General features: G+C 59.8%; 15 protein-coding genes and 5 pseudogenes. 9 read left to right on the forward strand and 11 right to left on the reverse strand.

What is annotated here, in order from left to right:
• Positions 1–80: 80 nt before the first annotated feature.
• Positions 81–2,813: pseudogene (locus ACVIGA_RS43300) on the reverse strand (TrlF family AAA-like ATPase); the annotation flags it as partial.
• A 214-nt stretch (positions 2,814–3,027) separates the two neighbouring features.
• Here ACVIGA_RS43300 and ACVIGA_RS43305 point away from each other — a divergent pair.
• The gene (locus ACVIGA_RS43305; protein ID WP_456671074.1) at positions 3,028–3,336 is read left to right on the forward strand and encodes a hypothetical protein; all 309 of its coding nucleotides are present in this window, start codon (positions 3,028–3,030) and stop codon (positions 3,334–3,336) included.
• Between the two features lie 324 nt (positions 3,337–3,660).
• Here ACVIGA_RS43305 and ACVIGA_RS43310 read toward each other — a convergent pair whose 3' ends face one another.
• From ACVIGA_RS43310 to ACVIGA_RS43320, 3 genes are all read right to left on the reverse strand, one after another.
• Positions 3,661–3,915, reverse strand: coding sequence for a WGR domain-containing protein (locus ACVIGA_RS43310; protein ID WP_456671075.1), 255 nt, complete (start codon positions 3,913–3,915; stop codon positions 3,661–3,663).
• 229 nt (positions 3,916–4,144) lie between these two features.
• Positions 4,145–5,065, reverse strand: coding sequence for a nucleotidyl transferase AbiEii/AbiGii toxin family protein (locus ACVIGA_RS43315; RefSeq protein ID WP_456671076.1), 921 nt, complete (start codon positions 5,063–5,065; stop codon positions 4,145–4,147).
• Positions 5,052–5,849, reverse strand: a complete 798-nt coding sequence (locus ACVIGA_RS43320; RefSeq protein WP_456671077.1) for a type IV toxin-antitoxin system AbiEi family antitoxin domain-containing protein — start codon at positions 5,847–5,849, stop codon at positions 5,052–5,054. Before ACVIGA_RS43320 ends, ACVIGA_RS43315 begins: the two co-directional genes overlap by 14 nt.
• Positions 5,850–6,154: 305 nt before the next feature.
• On the opposite strand from ACVIGA_RS43320, the gene ACVIGA_RS43325 reads away from it, so the two are divergent.
• On the forward strand, positions 6,155–7,462 hold the full coding sequence (locus ACVIGA_RS43325; protein WP_456671097.1) for a DUF2130 domain-containing protein: 1,308 nt from the start codon (positions 6,155–6,157) through the stop codon (positions 7,460–7,462).
• A 786-nt stretch (positions 7,463–8,248) separates the two neighbouring features.
• Here the strand turns inward: ACVIGA_RS43325 and ACVIGA_RS43330 are convergent.
• Genes ACVIGA_RS43330 through ACVIGA_RS43345 form a run of 4 tightly spaced genes read right to left on the reverse strand, consistent with a single transcriptional unit; the run spans position 8,249 to position 11,223 of the window.
• Positions 8,249–9,805, reverse strand: a complete 1,557-nt coding sequence (locus tag ACVIGA_RS43330; protein WP_456671078.1) for a ThiF family adenylyltransferase — start codon at positions 9,803–9,805, stop codon at positions 8,249–8,251.
• Positions 9,805–10,335, reverse strand: coding sequence for a Mov34/MPN/PAD-1 family protein (locus tag ACVIGA_RS43335; protein ID WP_456671079.1), 531 nt, complete (start codon positions 10,333–10,335; stop codon positions 9,805–9,807). Before ACVIGA_RS43335 ends, ACVIGA_RS43330 begins: the two co-directional genes overlap by 1 nt.
• Positions 10,332–10,838, reverse strand: coding sequence for a hypothetical protein (locus ACVIGA_RS43340; RefSeq protein ID WP_038975216.1), 507 nt, complete (start codon positions 10,836–10,838; stop codon positions 10,332–10,334). The genes ACVIGA_RS43335 and ACVIGA_RS43340 overlap by 4 nt, the downstream gene beginning before the upstream one ends.
• Entirely contained in the window at positions 10,822–11,223 is a 402-nt protein-coding gene (locus ACVIGA_RS43345; protein WP_456671080.1) for a hypothetical protein, read from the reverse strand. The genes ACVIGA_RS43340 and ACVIGA_RS43345 overlap by 17 nt, the downstream gene beginning before the upstream one ends.
• Before the next feature lie 144 nt (positions 11,224–11,367).
• Here ACVIGA_RS43345 and ACVIGA_RS43350 point away from each other — a divergent pair, with 144 nt between their 5' ends.
• Positions 11,368–11,724, forward strand: a complete 357-nt coding sequence (locus ACVIGA_RS43350; protein WP_456671081.1) for a helix-turn-helix domain-containing protein — start codon at positions 11,368–11,370, stop codon at positions 11,722–11,724.
• The gene (locus tag ACVIGA_RS43355) at positions 11,721–12,326 is read left to right on the forward strand and encodes an ImmA/IrrE family metallo-endopeptidase (protein ID WP_456671082.1); all 606 of its coding nucleotides are present in this window, start codon (positions 11,721–11,723) and stop codon (positions 12,324–12,326) included. Before ACVIGA_RS43350 ends, ACVIGA_RS43355 begins: the two co-directional genes overlap by 4 nt.
• Before the next feature lie 143 nt (positions 12,327–12,469).
• On the opposite strand, the pseudogene ACVIGA_RS43360 reads toward ACVIGA_RS43355, so the two are convergent.
• Positions 12,470–13,330 (reverse strand): annotated as a pseudogene (locus tag ACVIGA_RS43360) (IS1380 family transposase); the annotation flags it as partial.
• A gap of 20 nt (positions 13,331–13,350) precedes the next feature.
• Between ACVIGA_RS43360 and ACVIGA_RS43365 the strand changes: the two are divergent.
• Together ACVIGA_RS43365 and xopAG are read left to right on the forward strand one after the other, a co-directional pair.
• Entirely contained in the window at positions 13,351–13,623 is a 273-nt protein-coding gene (locus ACVIGA_RS43365) for a hypothetical protein (RefSeq protein WP_166217366.1), read from the forward strand.
• 314 nt (positions 13,624–13,937) lie between these two features.
• On the forward strand, positions 13,938–15,380 hold the full coding sequence (xopAG, locus tag ACVIGA_RS43370; protein ID WP_208074030.1) for a XopAG/AvrGf1 family type III secretion system effector: 1,443 nt from the start codon (positions 13,938–13,940) through the stop codon (positions 15,378–15,380).
• A gap of 238 nt (positions 15,381–15,618) precedes the next feature.
• On the opposite strand, the gene ACVIGA_RS43375 is transcribed toward xopAG, so the two are convergent.
• Both ACVIGA_RS43375 and ACVIGA_RS43380 read right to left on the reverse strand, forming a co-directional pair.
• The gene (locus tag ACVIGA_RS43375; protein WP_166217366.1) at positions 15,619–15,891 is read right to left on the reverse strand and encodes a hypothetical protein; all 273 of its coding nucleotides are present in this window, start codon (positions 15,889–15,891) and stop codon (positions 15,619–15,621) included.
• A 47-nt stretch (positions 15,892–15,938) separates the two neighbouring features.
• Positions 15,939–16,082: pseudogene (locus ACVIGA_RS43380) on the reverse strand (IS1380 family transposase); the annotation flags it as partial.
• Positions 16,083–17,422: 1,340 nt separating this feature from the next.
• Between ACVIGA_RS43380 and ACVIGA_RS43385 the strand changes: the two are divergent.
• The 3 genes and pseudogenes from ACVIGA_RS43385 to ACVIGA_RS43395 all read left to right on the forward strand — a co-directional run.
• Positions 17,423–17,584: pseudogene (locus tag ACVIGA_RS43385) on the forward strand (transposase); the annotation flags it as partial.
• Positions 17,585–17,776: 192 nt separating this feature from the next.
• The gene (istA, locus tag ACVIGA_RS43390; RefSeq protein WP_456671083.1) at positions 17,777–19,300 is read left to right on the forward strand and encodes an IS21 family transposase; all 1,524 of its coding nucleotides are present in this window, start codon (positions 17,777–17,779) and stop codon (positions 19,298–19,300) included.
• Positions 19,297–19,644 (forward strand): annotated as a pseudogene (locus ACVIGA_RS43395) (ATP-binding protein); the annotation flags it as partial. The gene istA and the pseudogene ACVIGA_RS43395, both read left to right, overlap by 4 nt.
• Position 19,645: the final 1 nt, after the last annotated feature.

Raw genomic sequence — 19,645 nt, forward strand, 5'->3', positions numbered from 1 at the left:
CGTCAATCATCCCGACCGCGCTATCCAGAGCATTCCGCGCAAGTCAAGCCCAGGCACCCGTGATCCTCTCGTGACGCTCACAGTTGAACCCGGGGGGCATTGTTGGTCGGATTGGAAGTCGGCTCGGGCGACTTCAGGGTAACGATCTTATCAGCGTCCCCGTTCACCACGATGTTTGCGTTGTGCGTCGTGAAGATGAGCTGACGAGTCGCCTTCGATGTCCGCAACAGCTCTACAATCCGCATTATGACGCGATTGTCGAGATCGTCCTCCGGTTGGTCAATGATCAGGGTGCCTGCAGACTGTTTCAGCAGCAGCTCTAGTAACGCAGAGGCTTGCTGACCAGGTGACGCCATCTGGAAGTCTATTGCCCTGCCTTCATCAACATACGACATGTTGATCGCATCATTTGGCACAGCGGCAACAATGCCGGCGATGACGGGATCCGCTAAGTTCTGATAAATGCGTTTTCGCTGACGTTCTGTCAGTTGCCTGACGCCGTTGAAGATCAGGCTCTGCAGCGAATTCAGCAAACCATCACTAGCATCGGGCGGCGAGCCAGCCATGATCTTCGCCTCGTATAGCTCCAAGAACCGCTGTCGCAGCTTCGCCCACCCAAGATCCTCATCTTCGTCCAGTGCCGCTTTTATCCAGTCGACGCACCCCTCCTCAACCTGCTGCGTACCGGAAGCCTCAAACAGCTTCTGCAGCGCAGCACGGTACTGCACTGGCATGCGGTCCTTGCGCATCCGAGCTCTCAGCATGTTGCTGGACCTTCCGGCCACCTTATCGGCGGCGGCCTTTAGGATGGCTCGTCGGCGCGCGACCAGGCTGTCCAACTTTTCCAGGACTTCGCGAAAGCCCTTTTCCGCATTGGCCTGCAGTTGGCCCTCGGTTCTTGCTTTCGCCTGGGCCGCTTCGGCAGCCTGAAGTTCTGTATTTAATCGCGCAACCTCGTCAACCAGATTGCTGTGTTTGCCCTGCTCCTCGACCGCCGCGGCATAGGTCACTAAAAACGCGTCACGCTTGACGTTGAAGCGGCTCTTGGCATCGGCTTGCTTGAGTGACAATGCTTCTAGCGCCGCCCGGGCTGAGGTGAACGCGTCCCCCATGGCAGTCTTCGCCTGATCGAGCGCCTGTTGTACCTCACCCACTTCGTCAAACTCGGCCGCCCCCTCATAAGCGGCCAGGTCAACGGCCAACACAAAGGTCTCGATCTCGTTGAGCTTAACCTTTGCTTCTTCCGCCTGGTCGCCGACGGTTCCGATATACTCGCTCGCCCGGCCATACTTAGGACTCTGCTCGATCGTGCGCAGAGCCTCCGCCGATAACCCCTCTTCTTCGAGCCGCTTTGTTAGCGCCGCTATCCGGGTCCGCAAATCCTCGACCTTCTCGGTTGCCTGACTAAGGTCGACTCTCGATTTCCAAAGAGCAACCAGATTGATCAGTGCAACTCCCACGCTGCGTTGCGTGTTCTCAATGTCTCGGTCGACGTCACGCCGCTGATCCACTTCCTCAGCAGCTGCGATGTTTGTTATCTGATCCGACGCTGTCGCCGGATCATTCATCGTGCTCGATAGGCCCTTCTGCCGAAATGCCCTCGACCGGAACCGTTCTCGAGCGGTACTGGTTGTCAGTTGAAGCGTTCGATCGCCAACCGTCGCAGTTATGGCCTCACTGTTCGCCAGAGAGCGTTTCCAGGTCTCCTGCACGCCCTCCCGCTCGAGCACGACCTCCACATATCCATCGCCGGCGAGGGTTTCGCTGATGAGCTTGGCTTCGCGGCTTTGATCAAGCTCCACTCTCCCGCCGAAATCCTTGTCGGTCCGACCCAGGCCAAAACGCAAGTATTCAAGGAAGGCGCTTTTGCCTGATCCGCGTCCGCCAATAATGGCGTTAAAGCCGTTGTTAAAAGCGATCCTCACCGGTGCCGGACCGGTCAAGCTGCTCTTAACCCGCAGCTCGACCAGATGCTCCGTGGGACAAGATGGCGCCTCAAAAGCGATTCGCGCCTCATCAGCAAGCAGCGCCTGGCGCAGAGCCTCAATCGAGTGCTCGCCAAGCTTCACCCAACAGTCATTCGCGCCGAGGCGACCCCAGTCCGCCCGGCGATTGTCTCCAGTCGCCAAGATGGCACGGCGCCGTTTACCCCAGTCGTGGATCTTGCCGCGTATTTTCTCGACCGTCTTGGAATCCAGGGAGCCGTACGGCCGCTCGATATACACGCCATCGATCGGCAGGTTGGCAAAGCGCGGATGATGGCCTGCCTCGTTTAAGCTCTTGTGGTCCTCTTCCTTGCTGAAATGCGGTAGGACGACGCTAATGTCGCGAAGATGTTGCTCTCCTTGAATCGCCGCGACGAAGCCGGTGACCGTTTCCCGAGCCGGCAGAACAGCGCAGGTCTTGGCTTCGGTCGCGGCCGCCACAAGAACATTGCCGGCAGCTCCAATCGCCAATTTTTGTGTGTCGATGTTTGCGCTGGGGTCGAAGATGACGATGCACTGAGCATTGTCTGAGCAGGTAATTTCAACGGCGGGAAAGACGCGTACCGTTGAGTTAAGCCGCGTCGCCGCCTCTAAGACGTAGGCCGAGAGACAAACATCATGGTGATCCGAGATCGCTACGGCCTGCAGACGAGCGGCTTCCGCAGCGCGGATAAAGCTCTCGGCCCATTGTTTGCGAGCTAACTCGGCTGCCTCGTCGCCGCCGGGAAGGTCGGGCGAGCCGGTCCAGCCGCGATCACGCGGCGTATGGCATTGAAAATCACACTTGTGCCAAGTGGTGCCCGGGTGAAGCCCGACCTCGTACGCCATTTCCTGCCCCTCTGTTGGGGCCATACTCTCGTAGGTTGCGCATTCGCGCAACGGTGGTCGTTGTGGGTCGAAGGTCGCACTAAAGTAGGGGCTCCAAGGGGCGAGACGGCCGTTTGAACGGACCGCCCCCCAGCGTTGCAGGGGAGCGGCCGCGTGTCACCTGGTCGGCTTCGGCTTGCAGGTGATCCCAAAGCCCGTGTACGGCGGCGGAGGCTTGGGCGGCGAGCAGATCACCATCTCCTTTGTGAACGAGCGATCTTACGAGGATGGCTCGTTTGGGCGCTCCATCCAGTTCATTGCCAATCCGCGCCTGTTCAAGACACCCGCAGAGGCTCGCGCTGCATTGGCGGGCTGGCCGCTCGGCCAGCCGAACATCCTGAACGCACCCATTAGGAATGTCTCCGTAAAATTGCTGAGACTAGCTGACGCGATGTCAAACCTCACAATAAGCGAAGCGGCAGAGCTCTCCGCGCTACTTAAAGGCAAGTGGAACATTCCTACTCCCAGCCAGGAAGAGCGTTGAACCGACTACGACAACAACCGCTGCAACTGCATCTCGTCTGCTTCCCGCGCACAACCGCCGCTAGCTGGAAAGAATAGAGCCCCTAAGGCGAGGCTCTGGACTTTCGCAAGCAGTACGAGGGCAGCCTGAGTGGCCGCCCGGGTGTCCTGATCGGACAGATGTTGCCAGAGCGACTTCGTCGTCGCCGTGCCGGTGCCCTGCTGAGAGGCGCGCTCCATCAGCGCGTTGAAGCGCTCACCGGCATTGCCAACCTCGACGCTTCACCTCTCGATCGGCGTACCAAGTTTGCTTTTCGCGGGGCAATCATCCTGCTCTTTGCAGTAGCTATCCCGACTGTCGCTGGACGTAACCACGACGGCTTTTTCGTCTGAGCCAGGACTCAAGCGCCTCGGCGGCCTGCACGTGTCCATCGAACAGATCGAGCCGCCGTCGACCGCGCCCACCGAGACGGCCCCATTCACGCACCAATGCCGTATCGCCAAACAACGTCGGCTCGATCGTGAGCACATAGAACCGCGCCATGTTGCGGGCCGGTTCGCGACGCTCGAGCACGAGATATTGCACCGTGAGTTCGGACATGCGCCAGAATCGCAATTGCCGAATCGACCGTCCAATTAAAAAAATGAATCGATCCGCGCCAACGATTCAGAAATTTCATGCAGGCAACGAGACAGTCGGGGCTGGCGCCCGATAGGCCGCTGAGCTGAAGCCCGCAAGCTCCGGGCCCGCTGGGTGGCGGCGTACTTCTCGGAGATGTCGTCTGAACAGGTTGCCACGCGCGTGCTCGACGGAGATCCCTCCTCCGACCTCAGGCATTGCGCAAGACTTCCTCGAGCTGTGCGACGAGGTTCGCCCTGTGCTCGGCAGGAAGTTTGTCCAGATTGATCTGCTTCCAGCGCACCGCCGGCAGCTTCTCCGCGCCAGGGACGCCCAACAGGCTCCAATTCGGCTCGCCGCGCTTGAACCCCATGAGGAAATCCTTGTGAGCTTGCGGCATTTTTCCCGCGATCTCGGCGATTAGCGTTTCCCGGGTTTCGAGCAATTCGTCCAGACTTACTTCATCGGCGGTCATGCCCTCGAAGCCGTGCGTGAACTCCTGCCCAATGTCCTTGCGACGGGGAACCACGACCTCGGAAATCGGCCTGTCATGGCTGATGAGGTAGACGATGAACGCTTTGCGGAGATCGTCCGTGATGCCTTCGTTGGCGAGCAGATCGCGGACATCAAAGAGGTCGCGCGGATGCTGCCGGTCGAGAGCCGCGACGAGCTTGCCGGCGTATAGATCGGCGAACGAAACGACTTTCATCTGTGCGAAGCCGAACGTTTCCTCCACGCCAGGCGAGACATCGCGCAGCTCCGGCTCGAAGACGCTGCCCCTGATCACCGGCGTGACCTCGATCTTGATCTGCGCGTCGCCTTTCTGGATGGTCAGCTTGGTGACGATCTTTTCACGAGCGTTGACGACTTCCGTCACCCGTGCGCCCGGCAATCCTTTTCTGGTGGCCGCCGCCATGCGCTTCATCGCTGCATCGATCGCGGCAAGAGATTCGGGGCGCGGAGCCACCAGCAGATAGGTCAGGTCGATATCGACCGATAGGCGGGGCATATCGCGGTGGAAGAGATTGATAGCGGTGCCGCCCTTGAGCGCAAAATCGGGCTCCGCCGCGACGAACGGAATCGTCTCGATCAACAAGGTCACCTGATGCCGGTATTTTTCAGACAGGGGCATTGAGGTCATCTGGGATGGTTATGAGGTATTTGGTGTCGAGTTTGCCGCCCTTGACGAGCATGCGCTTTCCCGTGCCGAGATTGACTTTCGACTTGTCGATCTGTTTGAGCCAAGCGTGCTGATGCCGCTCCGCGAACCAGAAGAACAATCGTTTGACCTTGACGCTTTTGCAGTCGTTCAGAAGCATTTGCAGCCGCCGGGGACTTAGGCTCCTCAATCCTTCCGCTAACGCATCGACCTGATGGAAGCTTTCGTGGCGGGGCAATTCGTGGAGCAGTTCGAGGAACGCACGTTCGGGAGTCGATACCGTGAGAGGCCAGTCGAATGGTCCCGGTATTTTCCGCGTCGTCCCCGACTCTGATCCGGGCGTCCTCCCGTGCGTTTTGAATAGACTTTGTGTGCGGTGAACGCGGAATTTCTGTTTGAGCGGGAGTTTGCCGAGCCAGCCGGGAGCGGACCGCGTTCCATATAAATGTACGGTCGAAGGACCCCCCTGGCTCAAGTAGTGGCCGAGGCCTTGCACTTCGATGGCGGTACGTCCGCCGACGACGAGATCGGAGCCGAGCAGTTGCTGGAGCGAAACGACGACACCCTGCCAGGAGACTTCGCCGAGCGGTCGCTTGAAGGTTCCCCGCGCGGGCTGAACGAGCCAGCCGGCCGATACGTATTGGCTGCGCAGGCTGGTGGAGTATCCATGCCGTTCCATCCAGGCGGCATCGACCAGAAGCCCCTGCGGGAGGGTTCGTTCGAGCTTGTTTAGCTTTCTGTCCTTTTGCTCAGCCATACTAAGTAAATTAGCACATATTCAAACCACATCCAAGGTTTAAGTCAAACCGATTTGCCACAGCCAGACTAAGTAAAATCGTCGTAATATAAACCTGCCTCAGGATCCAAAATTGACATTCTGTTCCTATTTTGTTCTAATCTAGATTGCCCTCCTGCGAGGCAGCTCGCGCTAACTCGACGTGTCGGTGGAAAACCCGCCGGCCAAGTCGAAATCGACAACGCTTATGTGGACATTAAGCCGAGCGACATCGCAATCGCGCACAGATCATGTTGAATCCGGTTGCAGGAAATGATGGGGAGTTCATGAGTTTCAAAGCAACCGGCGCTTCGCACGAGGCGACCCTACATTGCCCCAACTGCAATCACGAGATCCGGCTAACGGAGTCGTTGGCCGCTCCCCTCCTCGCTGAAACTCGTCAGCGCTTTCAACAGCAGTTGGCCAGCAAAGATGCAGAGATGGAGCGTAAGACCGAGGCACTGCGGCTGGAACGCGAGCAGGTCGCTAAGGACCGCGAGCAAATCGAGGACCACGTTGCGAAGCGATTGACCGCCGAACGTGCACAGCTGGTCGCGGCCGAAAGCAAGAAGGCACGAGAGGCGGCCGCAGCTGAGCTGCAGGCAAAGGACGCGGAAGCCGCGGAGCTGCGAGCCACTCTGCTTACCAACAACGCAAAGCTTGCGGAGGCCCAAAAGCAGCAGGCTGAACTGATGCGACAGCAGCGCGCACTCGAAGAGGAAAAGCGCGAACTCGACCTGACAATAGAGAAGCGCGTGCAGGCCTCAATCAGCGAAATCCAGATCAAGGCCAGGCAGGAAGCCGACGAGGCTGCGCGCTTACGCGTTGCCGAGAAGGACCAGACCATCGAGTCGATGTCTCGAACGATTGAGGAGCTCAAGCGCAAGGCCGAGCAGGGATCACAGCAATCCCAAGGGGAAGTACTCGAGCTCGAGCTCGAAGAGCTTCTGCGCGGACGTTTTCCAACCGATTCAATTGAGCCGGTTGGAAAAGGTGAGCTTGGGGCGGACGTTATTCAACAGGTGAATGGTGCCATTGGCCAATCAGCCGGCATCATCCTTTGGGAAACCAAACGCACCAAGGCATGGAGTGACGTGTGGCTCGCCAAATTACGTGACGACCAGCGCCGTTCCGGCGCCGACGTCGCTCTGATCATCTCACATGCGCTGCCAAAACATATCGAGCAATTTGATCTCGTCGACGGCGTATGGGTGGCTCATCCGCGTTGCGCATTGCCGGTCGCCGTGGCTCTCCGCCAGGGTCTGATCGACGTGAGCAGCTCACGCCTCGTTCAGCAGGGCCAGCAGACCAAGATGGAGCAGGTCTACCACTACCTGACAGGCACGAAGTTTCGGCAGCGAGTCGGAGCTGTCGTTGAGAAATTCAACGATATGCGCGAGGATCTCGATAAGGAGCGCAAGTTTATGGGCCGCCAATGGGCCAAGCGGGAAACCCAAATCCTGGCCGTCATCGATTCGACCGTGGGCATGGTCGGCGACCTGCAGGCAATTGCCGGGAAGGCCATGCCGGATATTCCGAGCCTAGATACTCCGTTGTTGGAGAACGCTGTTGAGGTCGAACGGAAAGTTGGATGATCTTCCCCTACTCTCTTTACACTGCATCCGCGCGCGAGCCGCCTAGGGTCGCATGCAGACTTCGGCCGGCTGTTCACGTCAAGCGCGTAACCAGAAGCTGCCAGTTCGCGGTCGCATTGCACGCCGAACCTTGCTCTCTCGTCATTCCGAATTCCAGCCCTGCGCTAACGGGGAACGAACGACGGATATAAGGATTCGTCGTATCAGGAGCTGTCACAATGCTGATGACGCGTGAACGAAGGCCACCGATACGGACGCTGCGCGGATGGGCGATCCAAGTGCTCCCTTTAGGCTGCGGTCGTCGCGGGGCTTGAGGAGTTGCGGATCGGTGTTGAATCACTGCGTGCCGAGCGCGGTGATAAATGGGTCGTTGCGTTTGTCGACTTCTATCTCGGCGAAAGACGCACATGCGAGCTTGGAATGAGCTCGCCTTGCAGAGCTTGACGCCGGAAGTGCAGCGTGGAGACGACAACGCCAAAGCGGCATTCGAAGCCGAGATTGCCCGCGTCGTCGCTACTGTCGCTGGCGGCCTTCAAGGTAAATCGCTAAAAGATCGCGAGGCGCGCGCTTGGGCGCTGCTGTCGATCCTTTCGGGTGGCGTAACTATGCGCGTGCGGTCGGCGACAAGACCGTCAGTGCTGCGATTGCCGCGGCCTGCCGGTCAGCCGCGTTGGCGATTGCAAGCCAATCCTGACGACAGTGCAAAGGAGCACCAATGCAGCTCTCCATCTATCTCTTTTTCATCACCACCTGCGAACAGTGCCAGCCGGCGGTCTTGCATGAAATTCAATGCTGAGACCAGTTTCGTCGCCAGTCTTTAAGACGGCGGGTCCCGCAATCGCAGGTCGCCTCAGGCATTGATCGCACGATGCGAATGCCCGGGCGATAGAAATTGGCGATAGTAAGTGCACCCCGATCCGTCAGCGGCGCGCGACCGCTAAGCTGAAGGCGCAAGAATTGCGCCGCGAGCAGAACGCCGGCAGCAACCGAAACAAAGCCCACCGACATCATGGGCGGACCGGCAGCAAATCGGTCGAGATCCTGCGCACCAAGTTTTCCGCAGCCCGGATCGTCGAGGTATTCCGATGCTCTGTCCGGATCAATTTTCAGGTCTTCAAAATATTGACGGCGCTCTTCCGGATTCAACGTCCGGGCATGGTCCAAACGCGCCTTCACACGATCATTTCGGTCGATGACGGCGTTGAAGCACTTCAAGCAAAGCTGGTCGCCGCGCATGTCATACGTGGTGACCTTTGCGGTCAGCCCATGCGTGCTGCCCCCGATGATCAGACCGGGCCAAAGATTTTGGATGGCGTGACGAGCCCTGTTGTCGTCGACACACGACAAGATGATGCCGTAGAGATACCGGCGTTCGAGCTGTTCGAGTTCAGCGCGTTTGTGGTCTCTACCTGACCCACTGACGTAGTCTTGCCAGGTCTTCTCATAAGCAAACACGTTGAGACCGCGCGGCTCCAAAAATGCCTTCATCATCGGCGATTTCGGCCAACCGTCGTTGTCAATGGCGCTGAGCGCGTAGCGATTGTCATTCGACAAGTCCAAAGTGTCCGGATCTGCGGCGACCGCAAAGCCGCGGAGACCTGGCACGCCGGCAAGCCCGAGGGCGAGTGCTTGCGCTACGGCTCCTGCGCCGGCGACGTAGAAATCGGGCAGCGGCATGTTCGGCAGTTTGGGATCGGGCGCGAGCGCTTCCCATGAAGGGGCGGCTTCGCACGACCACACGGAAAGGAGCAGGTCTCGATCAACGCCGAGCAGCTCACCCTTGCCCGGCTTTAGGCCTCTAAGGCGTTTGAATACTTCGCCAGCGGCAAAGCAGGCGGCGAAATAGGGTCCGATCGACAATTCTGACGTAGTAGAGGCGCCTTCGGGGAATTCGCGTCCGATAAATAGGCGCCAACCATCTGCGAAAATCACAAGTCGTTCCGGCGCCCTCGCCTCCCCTTGAGGCTTGCCGATATGGAGTTCAATCGTGACATTCTCGGCCGCCTCCGGCCGGTAAGATTTTGCGACAACGTGATTGTGCGCGACGGCATGGACGCAGTTGAGCATGGTCTGCAGCAACTTCGGGTCCTGCCCGAAAGCCGCGAGCTTCTCGAACGTTGGCAAGTCAGGAATGTCAAAAATGATGGAAGTGACGAGTTTGAACTGCCGACAGAGCAAATTCGTGAGCATCCAGAGCGCATCCTGCCCGGACTTGGTGCTCGCGGCGGCGGTGTTGATCGAAACCAGCACATGGCCTTGCCGCGCCGCGGCGGTGTCGGCCAGAATCCCGGCAGGGTCTGGCCGAAAATGGCGATCCGAGAGCTGTTCGATCTCGACCGTCATTAGCGCAGATCAATCAATTTAGGGGGCGGCACCGACCCGATGGTCACGGCAAGATTGGCCGAAGGCTGGTCGAGCCTTTGCCAACGGTCATCGAGGAAGGCGGTCACGCCGATCTCGGCGGGTAATGCCGCCGGCCAGAGCCGCGCAATCCAGCCGCGGTATCTCCACATACCGGGTACATGCCCATAGTTGGGATAGATCAGCGAAAGCGCGCGACGGCTGTTTGCCATCTCATCGTCATAGCCGGAGTGCGAAACCCAGTCACCCGGGTGCGAATGGATTTGCGCCAAGTTCTTCCAACCACGAGGGCGAGCGACATTGGCAACGTCGATCATAGCGCTCGGCTCTACAAAATAGTGCCCCTGATTGTTTCGCTGGCGCGGGACGACGACTGAGGCCACGACCGCCGCACCTTCTGCCGGCCTCTGGCCAAACCAGAAGCAGCAGGACTCAACGCCCTTCATGGAACGCAACCAATTCGAGGTCAGGCGGATTGTATCCGCCGATGCAATCAGGCTTGGCACGGTCATGCGGCGCGACCCAGATAGTGCGGCGGCACCAAAATGCGCCGGATCGACGCGATGGTGGCCATAAAGGTCTGGCGATCACCCTGCCAGACCAACTTCGGGTCGACAGAATGATTCACTTTGTAAAATTCGAGCGTAAGCGAGCAACACACGAGTTGCAGGCCACTGCTAGCGTAGTTCGTATGGAATGCAATTTCGGGGTGCCCCGGCGCGTTCGGAACCCATTTTGCGTCTTCGTTGACCTTGTATTGAAGCGTGAGGGGATTCACGAACTGCGTCCCCGGCGGCCACGTCGGGTAGTGATCGAAGGAGAGCCGCAGGAGATAGGCATCAACCCGATGGTCGGCCGTCGTGGCGAACATCGGCACCAACAACGTAAGGTCGTCGGGCTGAGCCCAACCGACCTCCTCCAGCGAACGCCCCTTGAGCGCGCGCTGGAGGTGCTCGGCAAAGACCTGCCGGCCGGTCGCGATATCCTGAACCGGCGGCTTACCAAAAATGGTCATAAGCACCGCCCGTCGGGCCGACGATCTGGAAGCTGAGCGCCTTGACGATCTTCTTGTCGATCAGCTCACGCAAGGTGAGCGAGAGATAAGGCATCAGATCATGACCAGAAGCACTCTGCAGACGGTCGTCGGGTTTGTGCGGCTCCTTCAGCTTGTGCGCCGCCTTGTCCCAAGCGGCCGCCAAAGTCGTCTCCCAGGACGTGTGAAACGTCACGGTCTCCAACGAGTTGACGTCCTCGAACTCGACCAAGGGCTCCTTCTTGGCCTCCTCGATTTCGTGCTTGGCGTCCTCGATCTCGTGTTCGGCCTTTTCGAGATCCTTCAAGGCCTTATCGAGATCGACCTCAGCCTTTTCCAGATCGGGATTTTCTCCATTGCTATGCATTAAGTCCTCCGAAGGTAAGCCTTACGGCGATAAGCTAAATATATGCAGATTTGCTAAATTTGTCAAGCAAACTGTTGGCGGCGCTTGACGTAGCAAGCAAAGCGGCGTAATTCTTTCGTTGAATCAGCCACATACGGAAACGTCATGAGCGACAAGAAAGAGCAGCCGCCGAAGCTGACTTTTGGAAGACATTTAGCGCGACTACGGGACATCGCCGGTCTGACCTTGCGCCAGGTCGAAGAAGCCACTGGCAAAGACGTCTCGAACGCTTATCTTAGTCAACTTGAGAATGATAAAATTGCGAAACCCTCGCCGAACGTGCTTCACGTCTTGGCCGGTCTCTACAAGACCTCCTATGAGGACCTCATGGATCGAGCCGGTTATCTTTCGGCGGAGAATGCGCGAAAGGCGGCCACGTTTGCCGTCGGCGATCTAACGCCGGATGAAGAAAAAGCGCTGATGGAGTATCTGGCCTTCATTCGGAAACAAACGCGCGCGTGACCCGTCCCGACGACTCGCTCCTCACGCCACAACAGCTCGCCGACGTTCAGCGGCATGCGGATCGGCTGCTTCGAGATGCCGGTGCGTACGGCATCTTTCCGACCCCGGTAAAGACCATCATGGAAGCCGCCAAGCTCACCGTGGTGGACGATCAAATTCTCAACGAGTCCTTTCTGAAGCGGTTTATCGTGTCCGCCAAAGCAAGCGTCGCTACAATCAAGTCGGCGCTGAGCAAGGTGCTGGGGCTGTTCGAGGCGAACGACCGCTTGGTCGTGATCGACAAAGACATCCCTCTACCCCGCATTCCGTTTGTGAAGCTGCACGAGGCGGGGCACGGGACCATGCCCCATCAGAGCAAGGTCTATTCGCTCATCCACGACTGCGAAAAGACTCTCGACCCCGATATTCATGATCTTTTTGAGCGTGAGGCCAACGTATTCGCATCAGAGGCCCTTTTTCAGGGCGACGTATTCGCGCAGCACGCGCATGATAGCGAGTTCGGCTTCAAGGCAGCAATGGCGCTGGCGAAGCAATTCGGCGGCTCGAACTACGCTACATTCCGACGATATATCAAAACGAACCCTAGCCCGTCTTATTCATGATTTGCCGGGCGGGGCAGCTGGAACATTTCCGGTCGGGGTGAAGGCGCGCGCGAACGCTTCGGCTTTTTCGCCGCTTTTCGACCCGACTTCGTGAACGCGTTGGAGGACGGCAGCGGGGTGACCGGGGGCTCATGCCCCGCGCGTCAGGGTGCTTGCGGGACCAGAGCGTTTACCAAGCCGCGGAACAGGTCGGCGTCGGGGCACGCCGCAGCGAAGGCGAGACGGACGCGGGTGGCGGTCTCGATGACGCGGGCTGCGATCTTGAGAAGCCTGAGCCTGATCGTGTTGAACTCGGCCGTTGCCAGATCGCGCGGCTTTGGGATGGCATCGCGCACGGCGAGGATGAGCCAATAGGCGGCGGTGTGGAAGACGAGGCGGACCTGGTTGGCGAGCGCCGAGCGGCAACTGGTGCGATCGGAGGCGAGCTGGGTCTTGTGCAGCTTGATCAGGTTCTCGGCCTGTCCGCGAGCGCAATAGAGGCTGTCATAGATCCACTCAGCCGAGCCGATATCCAGGCTGGTGACGACGTAGCGGACGTCGAGCCCTTGTTGGGTTGCCTCGATGCGGGCGACGACGCGGCGCTCACGATGCCAGGAGCCGGCCGCGTGGCAGGTCTCGGTGTAGCCGCGAACCACGATCTTGTTCTCGATCGCACGTTCGGTTCGAAATGCATCACAGACCTCGTCGACCTTTCTGGCGAGCGGCTTCGTGCCGGCTAGCGCGAAGATGTAATCGACGCCGTTTTGCTCGCAAAAAGTCATCGCCTCGGGGCCGGCGTAATGGCTGTCGCCGCGGAAGGTGATACGCGTATCGGGCCAGCGCCGGCGAATGCGCCGAACCAGGCGGCGCAGGTGTGCCCGCACCTCGCGGCCGCTCGGCGTCTTGCCGGGGCGCAGGATGACCGCAACAGGCCGGCTGTGCTCGGTGTCGTAGACGTGGATCGGCAGGAAGCAGTGTTCATCATAATGGGCGTTGAACAGCGAGAGTTGCTGACGGCCAGCGACCGCAGCCGGCTGCCGTGCCGATGACCCGCAATGCCAGGCGTTTCCTCACGGCCTGCCTGCTTGCTGCGTTCGTAGCGCGGGCGCGCAAGGGCCAAGTCGAGCTCGCTGCGGATCAATTCTTCAATGAATTCCCGCGCTCGTTCCCGCACCGCAGTTTCGATCGGATCGAACCAATCGTCGAAAAGCTGGGGAGCCGTCTCTCCTCCACGCTGCGGGAAATGCGTCTTCGTGATACTGCTGGTTATGGCGTGGTCTCCGATCCGGCGTTCCAACGCCGGATGATTCGAGGTTGATCACCTCGGAGACTACGCCACCTTCAATTCCAACCAATCCCGCGACGGGACCGCCTTGACGGCGTTCGGGACGTTCGTGGAGTGCCTGACGGCTTAGCTCGATGTCCACGTTCCACGAAATGGGAAATTCCCTTGCTTCTCTACGTTCCCAAGTTTGGCGGATCGTTGGCGGACAGGCTGAGGCCCCACGTATGCTCGATGCGTTACAGCACGCGGACCATTCACTTGCTGCGCTTCGCTCCCAAGTTTGGCAAATCGTCGGCGGACAGGCTGAGGCCCCGAGTGCGATGACTGCACTCCAAGGAGAGGGGCGTTTGCTTGCTCCGTTCTTTACCCGGAGTGCGGTAACTCCAGCTGAGAGGAGCTCTGCACTTAGGCTGGTCGGGAAGGCGACGAACAATGGAGACGGAGCAAAAGACGGGAGGGGAGACGGGCTAAACTTTGCGCGCGCGGTGAAATACGGATTGTGTCTCGCGGGCGCAGGCTACGTCTATAATGAGGTCGCAAACAACTTCTTCCTCTCTACGACATCACTGCACGACGGGAAGAAGGGCTTCACCAGTAACAAACGGCTCAGGTTGGCTCAGGCGAAGGCGCGGCAGTATTATTCGTCGTATCACGCTGCGGGCCCTGACGCTAGGTGCCTCAATGAACGTCCCCTCAATCCAATCCGTATCTGTGGCAATAACCTGTTCGTAACGATGATTGACTACCGAGCGGCGACCTATGTACATGTTGGCCGCCTAGTGGATTCCGTAGAGGCGCGCACTTCTCTTGTGCTGAACCTGAGCTGCATGAAGGGTCATCTCGTGAAGGACGAGTGCGTGGCCAGGTACAGGCCACCCAAAGTGCCGAAGGATCCGGACCTGACGAGCAGCCCGCTATACGACAGAAAGAATAAGTATGCATTGGCGGGTGTGCTCAACGAGGAAACGGGTGCTTACGGCTACACCTCGAGGTCTATCACTCAGCCATTCGTGAACAAGGGCGTTCAGCACTTCCGCGATGCCACCTTACGCAGCGAGAATGGACTAACGTTCAAGCGATGCATCGAGAGGCTCGACGCGCTGCTCGACAAGGATGTCGGTCTCAGAGAGGAGGCCCAGTTCGCGGCTGGTCAAGCCATCCTGAACTTTAGGCAGGTCTACGCTTCTGACGAGCATTGGGGACACGCTGAGAACGTCGTGATGCGGACACTGGCCGAGCAAGGATGGCTATCACGGTCGGAGACTGACAAGCTCGATGCGACTCTTATGTTCGAAGATCCAAATAAGAATCCGCTCAAACGGAACAAAAGCTGGATTGGGCCTGGACTACACCAACTTGACATCTGGATTCAGCAGAGGCGGTCGGGTAATCCTGTGTTAGGCGAGGACCTGAACCACCGCGAGATTGATAACATGAAGAATCTGCCCATCGCGCACGTCAAGTTGAACGAGCAGGGCAATGGGTTCGAGGACTGCTCCGGGCTGGGCGACTCGTTTACGTGCGCAAATGCCGTCGCCAGCATCAATCACGCGCGCTTGATGAGTGGCCAGCCACGCCTCTCAAAGGAGGAGGCTATAGTCATCGTCGCGTGTCTTAACGCCGTATACGACGATACGAGTTCAATACGGCATACGCTCCACGAGGTGGCACGAGGCTGCTTCGTCGGCGCTGGTTACACCATCGAAGACGCGGATGAGTTCTACGAGGGGGTGTGTCGGAAGGCCGCGCGAGAGTACTACGGCGGCAGGTATCTCTCCAACCAGAGCTGACGCCGCAAGAGGTCTCGTGGATTGGCGAGCTACGCTCTCGAGGCGTTCTGAGCCGGAACACGAGTTGCGGATTGAGTCCGATCTCACTGCATGCATGCTTCCCGAGGCTGGGACGTCGAATCCGATAGCACAAAGAAAAGCAGCTAGGTTCGAGGGGATGATAAGGCAGGCGGGGATGCGACCGCAGGTCCCGTCGCGGGATTGGTTGGAATTGAAGGTGGCGTAGTCTCCGAGGTGATCAACCTCGAATCATCCGGCGTTGGAACGCCGGATCGGAGACCACGCCATAACCAGCAGTATCACGAAGACGCATTTCCCGCAGCGTGGAGGAGAGACGGCTCCCCAGCTTTTCGACGATTGGTTCGATCCGATCGAAACTGCGGTGCGGGAACGAGCGCGGGAATTCATTGAAGAATTGATCCGCAGCGAGCTCGACTTGGCCCTTGCGCGCCCGCGCTACGAACGCAGCAAGCAGGCAGGCCGTGAGGAAACGCCTGGCATTGCGGGTCATCGGCACGGCAGCCGGCTGCGGTCGCTGACCGGCAGCTCGGGCCGATTGTCGGCCAAGCCGAGACGCCGCTCGGCCATCGCCAGAAGCATCACGCCCCCGTTCGAGGTCAGCCGACCGCCATCGAAGGCAGCTGTGACTTTCTTGGCGTGAACGGCTGGAAACGAGAAGGGCGGAATCGTATCATCGGTCATGGCGGGCGTGGTGTTCGCGGCTGAAGGTGATGGGGTTGGCTTTGCAACCGAATCCTACGCCGCATCAGCGCCTTACACCACGCTCGCCAGCCTCTCAGGCGCCCTCTGACGAATAAGACGGGCTAAGTTGTCGCTGATGGCTGGAGACCCCCGTAGCGAGTTGTACTTCCAAAGCAGCTTCAACTGGACGCCCACCGAGTGGAACTTTCTGACGCACCTGTACCTCTGGGCATCGTCCCGCAGCGACTGGTCGTCGAGGCGGCCTGCTATCGCGCTTTTGGCATGCGACTGGAGCCACACACTGAACCCGCGAAGAATGCTACCGGATCTGCTGACACCGCGCGGCGTTTCGAAACCCTGCCATGGATATCCTCTCGCAATCCGCTCCGGCCGCCTCGACTGCCCTCTGGATGAGAGCCGCATCTTCGGGATAGGCAACCAGCCGTGGACCCATGGTTTCCGGCGCTCTGGCGCTCAACAGGAAGTTCCGAAGATGAGCCAGCGCATTCATGACTTTTCTGCCACCACCTTTCAAACTGTAAAGCTCGGCATCTTCGTCCAGCGAGCGGTCGTGAGGCCGAACAATAATGCCCGGCTTGTTTCGTCGTAGAGCCAGCAAGAGAAGCTGCGAATAGTGGTCGCAATGGACGTGGCGGTCCGCGGCTTGAGTCGACCTGCGACAGGCACGCCCGCAGTCGCAGACACCTTGAAGTCATTGAGGCGTTCCTTGTCGTCGGTATGGGTGCAGCATGGGAGCCTGCGGTGGGTCACCGCTGTTCTCACCAGTGCAGTTAAAAGTGCTCGGACGTCGTGTTCGCTGTCAGCGCCAGATCTGACCTCTGGGTCGCGCGCGGACGGCCCAAGCGGTGATCGATGACCCGACCGGGGCTCGTTACCGAAACGCGCCTCATGTCTTTCGCGGCTTGGCGCACCACGATCCACGCCAACTGAAGACGCCCCCAAATCCTGCGGTTCAGAGCGCATCCGCTCCCGGACCGGCCTGATGCCTCGGTGAGCCTCGACCGCCGAAGAACCCGCTTCAACAAGGGGCTCGTCCTTGCGCTCAGTCCCATCAACTCCGGATTGGGAGGTCTTTGATTGTCCAGGACTCGCCATCGCTCATCATTTGCTCCGATTTACGCGAGAAGACACTTGAGCCATCATCCAATACGGGCTGCATCTCAAGTCGGAAGTGCGCTTAAGGTCGCGCCCGACATGAGATATTCCAACGACGATCTGTCGACGTGCCGGGTTGAAACTCCTCGCCTCATCTTCTTTCGAAGTTTCGCGAGGCCAGCGTGCGCGGCGCGGTTTGCCTGAGCCCAAGGCTCCTTGAGTGTGTCGAGGTGCGTGCCGATCTGCGCCGCCTGATACGGCATATCCGGACGCGGTGGCACAACACGCGAATTACGTTCCGTGGCGACGGGCGCTATGCCCGGCCGGAGGCCATGGCGTGGTGCGAGACCAACGGCATCGACTACATCTTCGGTCTGTCCGGCACTGCTCGGCGGCGATCAGGGTGAGACGCCAGCGACAATCAAGGTGAGACTGCGCCGATGGGGACGGACCGAAGGGAGGGCGCAGCCCGACCGGAGGACCGTCCCCATCGGCGTCGCGCGTTTTTGGACCCGTCTGGCGGCCGGGTGCGGCTGGTGCAAGCTGTTGATTCGTCTCGACAAGAGGGAATCGATGCCTTGCCTGGCCTTCACATCACCGACCACCAGATGAGGCTGTACATGACCTACCGACTGACACTGTCCCCCGAGGCCGCCGCGGCCAAGGCGGGGTTCTCGAAGGCAAGCGCGGATCGAATCGAGGGCGATTGTCGCCCGCCATCGCAGAAGAAGACGCCGAGGGGCCGGCGCCGGGCCGATCCGCTCGGGCCCTATTGGGACGCCGAGATCGTTCCGATCCTGAAGGCTGCGCCCGGCATCGGCGTGCTGGACGAGCTGCGCCGACGGCATCACGAGTTGAACCCGAACATCCGCCGCACGCTGGAGCGGCGCATCAACGCCTGGCGGGCGCTCAACGGCCCAGAACAAGACGTGATCTTCCGCCAGCAGCACGAGCCCGGTCGCCTGGGTCTGTCCGACTTCACCGACGTGAGCGCGCTCGGTATTACCATCGCGGGTGAGCCGCTCGAACACCGGCTCTATCACTTCCGGTTGGCGTTCTCCGGCTTCGAGCATGCCCATGTCGTGCTCGGCGGCGAAAGCTTCGTCGCCCTGGCGGAGGGCTTGCAGAACGCGCTGTGGGCGCTTGGCGGCGTGCCGTGGGAGCATCGCAGCGACAGCCTGTCGGCAGCGTTCCGCAATCTGGCCGCCGACGCACGGGAGGATCTGACGCAGCGCTACGCCGGGCTGATGGGCCACTATGGCATGGCGCCAACGCGCAACAATGCGGGCATCGCACATGAGAACGGCTCGATCGAGAGCGCGCACGGCCATCTCAAGCGGGCACTGGAAGATGCGCTGTTGCTGCGAGGGACGCGCGAGTTCGCCAGTCTCGATGCCTACCGTGCTTTTGTCGACGAGATTGTCGGCCGGCGCAACTCCAACCTCGCCAAGCCGATCGCGCTCGAGAAGGAGGCCTTGGCGCCGCTGCCAAAAGGCCGCACGACCGACTTTGAGGAGAAAGTGATCCCGGTGACGTCGTCAGGCGGCTTCATCCTGCGGCGCGTGTTCTACACCGTGCCTTCAAGATTGATCGGCCATCGCCTGCGTGTGCGCATCTTCGACGACCGGCTCGAATGCTTCGTTGGTGTCACGCCGGTCGTGACGCTGCGGCGCGGCCGGCCTGTGTCCGAGCGCCAGGGCGGTCATGTTGTGGATTACCGGCACGTCATCCATGCCCTGCGGCGCAAGCCAATGGCGCTCCTCAATCTCGTTTATCGCGACCAACTCTTCCCGCGTGCAGCTTACAAACGTCTGTTCGAGACCTTGCGGGAGCATGGTGATGACCGGCGCGCCTGCAAGGTGACGGTCGAGCTTCTGGCGCTGGCTCACGAGCGCGCCTGCGAAGCAGAACTCGCCGAGGTGATCGCGATGGATCTGGACGCCGGACAGTTACCCGATCTTGCCGCTCTGCGCGACCGCTTCCGACCTGAGGCGGCCTCGATCCTGCGAGTCGCCGTCAAGCTGGCGCCGCTCGACGTCTACGATGAACTCGCCTGCGTCAGCGTCATGTCAGGCCGCTCGAACCTGGGAGAGGCTGCATGACTGGTATCGCTACCTCCGTCGATGCCGCCCGTGTCGAGCTGCTTCTCAATGAGCTCCGCCTGCCGGGCGTCAAGGCGATCTGGCCGAAGCTCGCCGCACAGTCGGACAAGGAAGGGTGGCCTGCCGCCCGCTTCCTCGCCGCCCTTGCCGAGCACGAGGCGGCCGATCGCACCCGCCGTCGGATCGAGCGACACATGGTGGAAGCGCGTTTGCCCGCCGGCAAGACGCTCGCCACCTTCGACTTCGAAAGCGTGCCGATGCTATCAAAGGCACAGGCGATGGCGCTCGCCGCTGGCGACGCCTGGTTGAAGGCCGGCGCCAATTTGCTCTTGTTCGGTCCACCCG

The organism is Bradyrhizobium sp. USDA 3240, from assembly GCF_054063295.1.

What these genes read in the sequence shown, in the direction of transcription:
- ACVIGA_RS43365 (WP_166217366.1), top strand. Translation starts at nt 13,351, where the DNA reads ATGACCCGCAATGCCAGGCGTTTCCTCACGGCCTGCCTGCTTGCTGCG.
- ACVIGA_RS43340 (WP_038975216.1), bottom strand. Translation starts at nt 10,838, where the DNA reads ATGACCATTTTTGGTAAGCCGCCGGTTCAGGATATCGCGACCGGCCGG.
- ACVIGA_RS43315 (WP_456671076.1), bottom strand. Translation starts at nt 5,065, where the DNA reads ATGCCCCTGTCTGAAAAATACCGGCATCAGGTGACCTTGTTGATCGAG.
- ACVIGA_RS43310 (WP_456671075.1), bottom strand. Translation starts at nt 3,915, where the DNA reads ATGTCCGAACTCACGGTGCAATATCTCGTGCTCGAGCGTCGCGAACCG.
- ACVIGA_RS43345 (WP_456671080.1), bottom strand. Translation starts at nt 11,223, where the DNA reads ATGCATAGCAATGGAGAAAATCCCGATCTGGAAAAGGCTGAGGTCGAT.
- ACVIGA_RS43330 (WP_456671078.1), bottom strand. Translation starts at nt 9,805, where the DNA reads ATGACGGTCGAGATCGAACAGCTCTCGGATCGCCATTTTCGGCCAGAC.
- ACVIGA_RS43375 (WP_166217366.1), bottom strand. Translation starts at nt 15,891, where the DNA reads ATGACCCGCAATGCCAGGCGTTTCCTCACGGCCTGCCTGCTTGCTGCG.
- ACVIGA_RS43335 (WP_456671079.1), bottom strand. Translation starts at nt 10,335, where the DNA reads ATGACCGTGCCAAGCCTGATTGCATCGGCGGATACAATCCGCCTGACC.
- ACVIGA_RS43350 (WP_456671081.1), top strand. Translation starts at nt 11,368, where the DNA reads ATGAGCGACAAGAAAGAGCAGCCGCCGAAGCTGACTTTTGGAAGACAT.
- ACVIGA_RS43320 (WP_456671077.1), bottom strand. Translation starts at nt 5,849, where the DNA reads ATGGCTGAGCAAAAGGACAGAAAGCTAAACAAGCTCGAACGAACCCTC.
- ACVIGA_RS43325 (WP_456671097.1), top strand. Translation starts at nt 6,155, where the DNA reads ATGAGTTTCAAAGCAACCGGCGCTTCGCACGAGGCGACCCTACATTGC.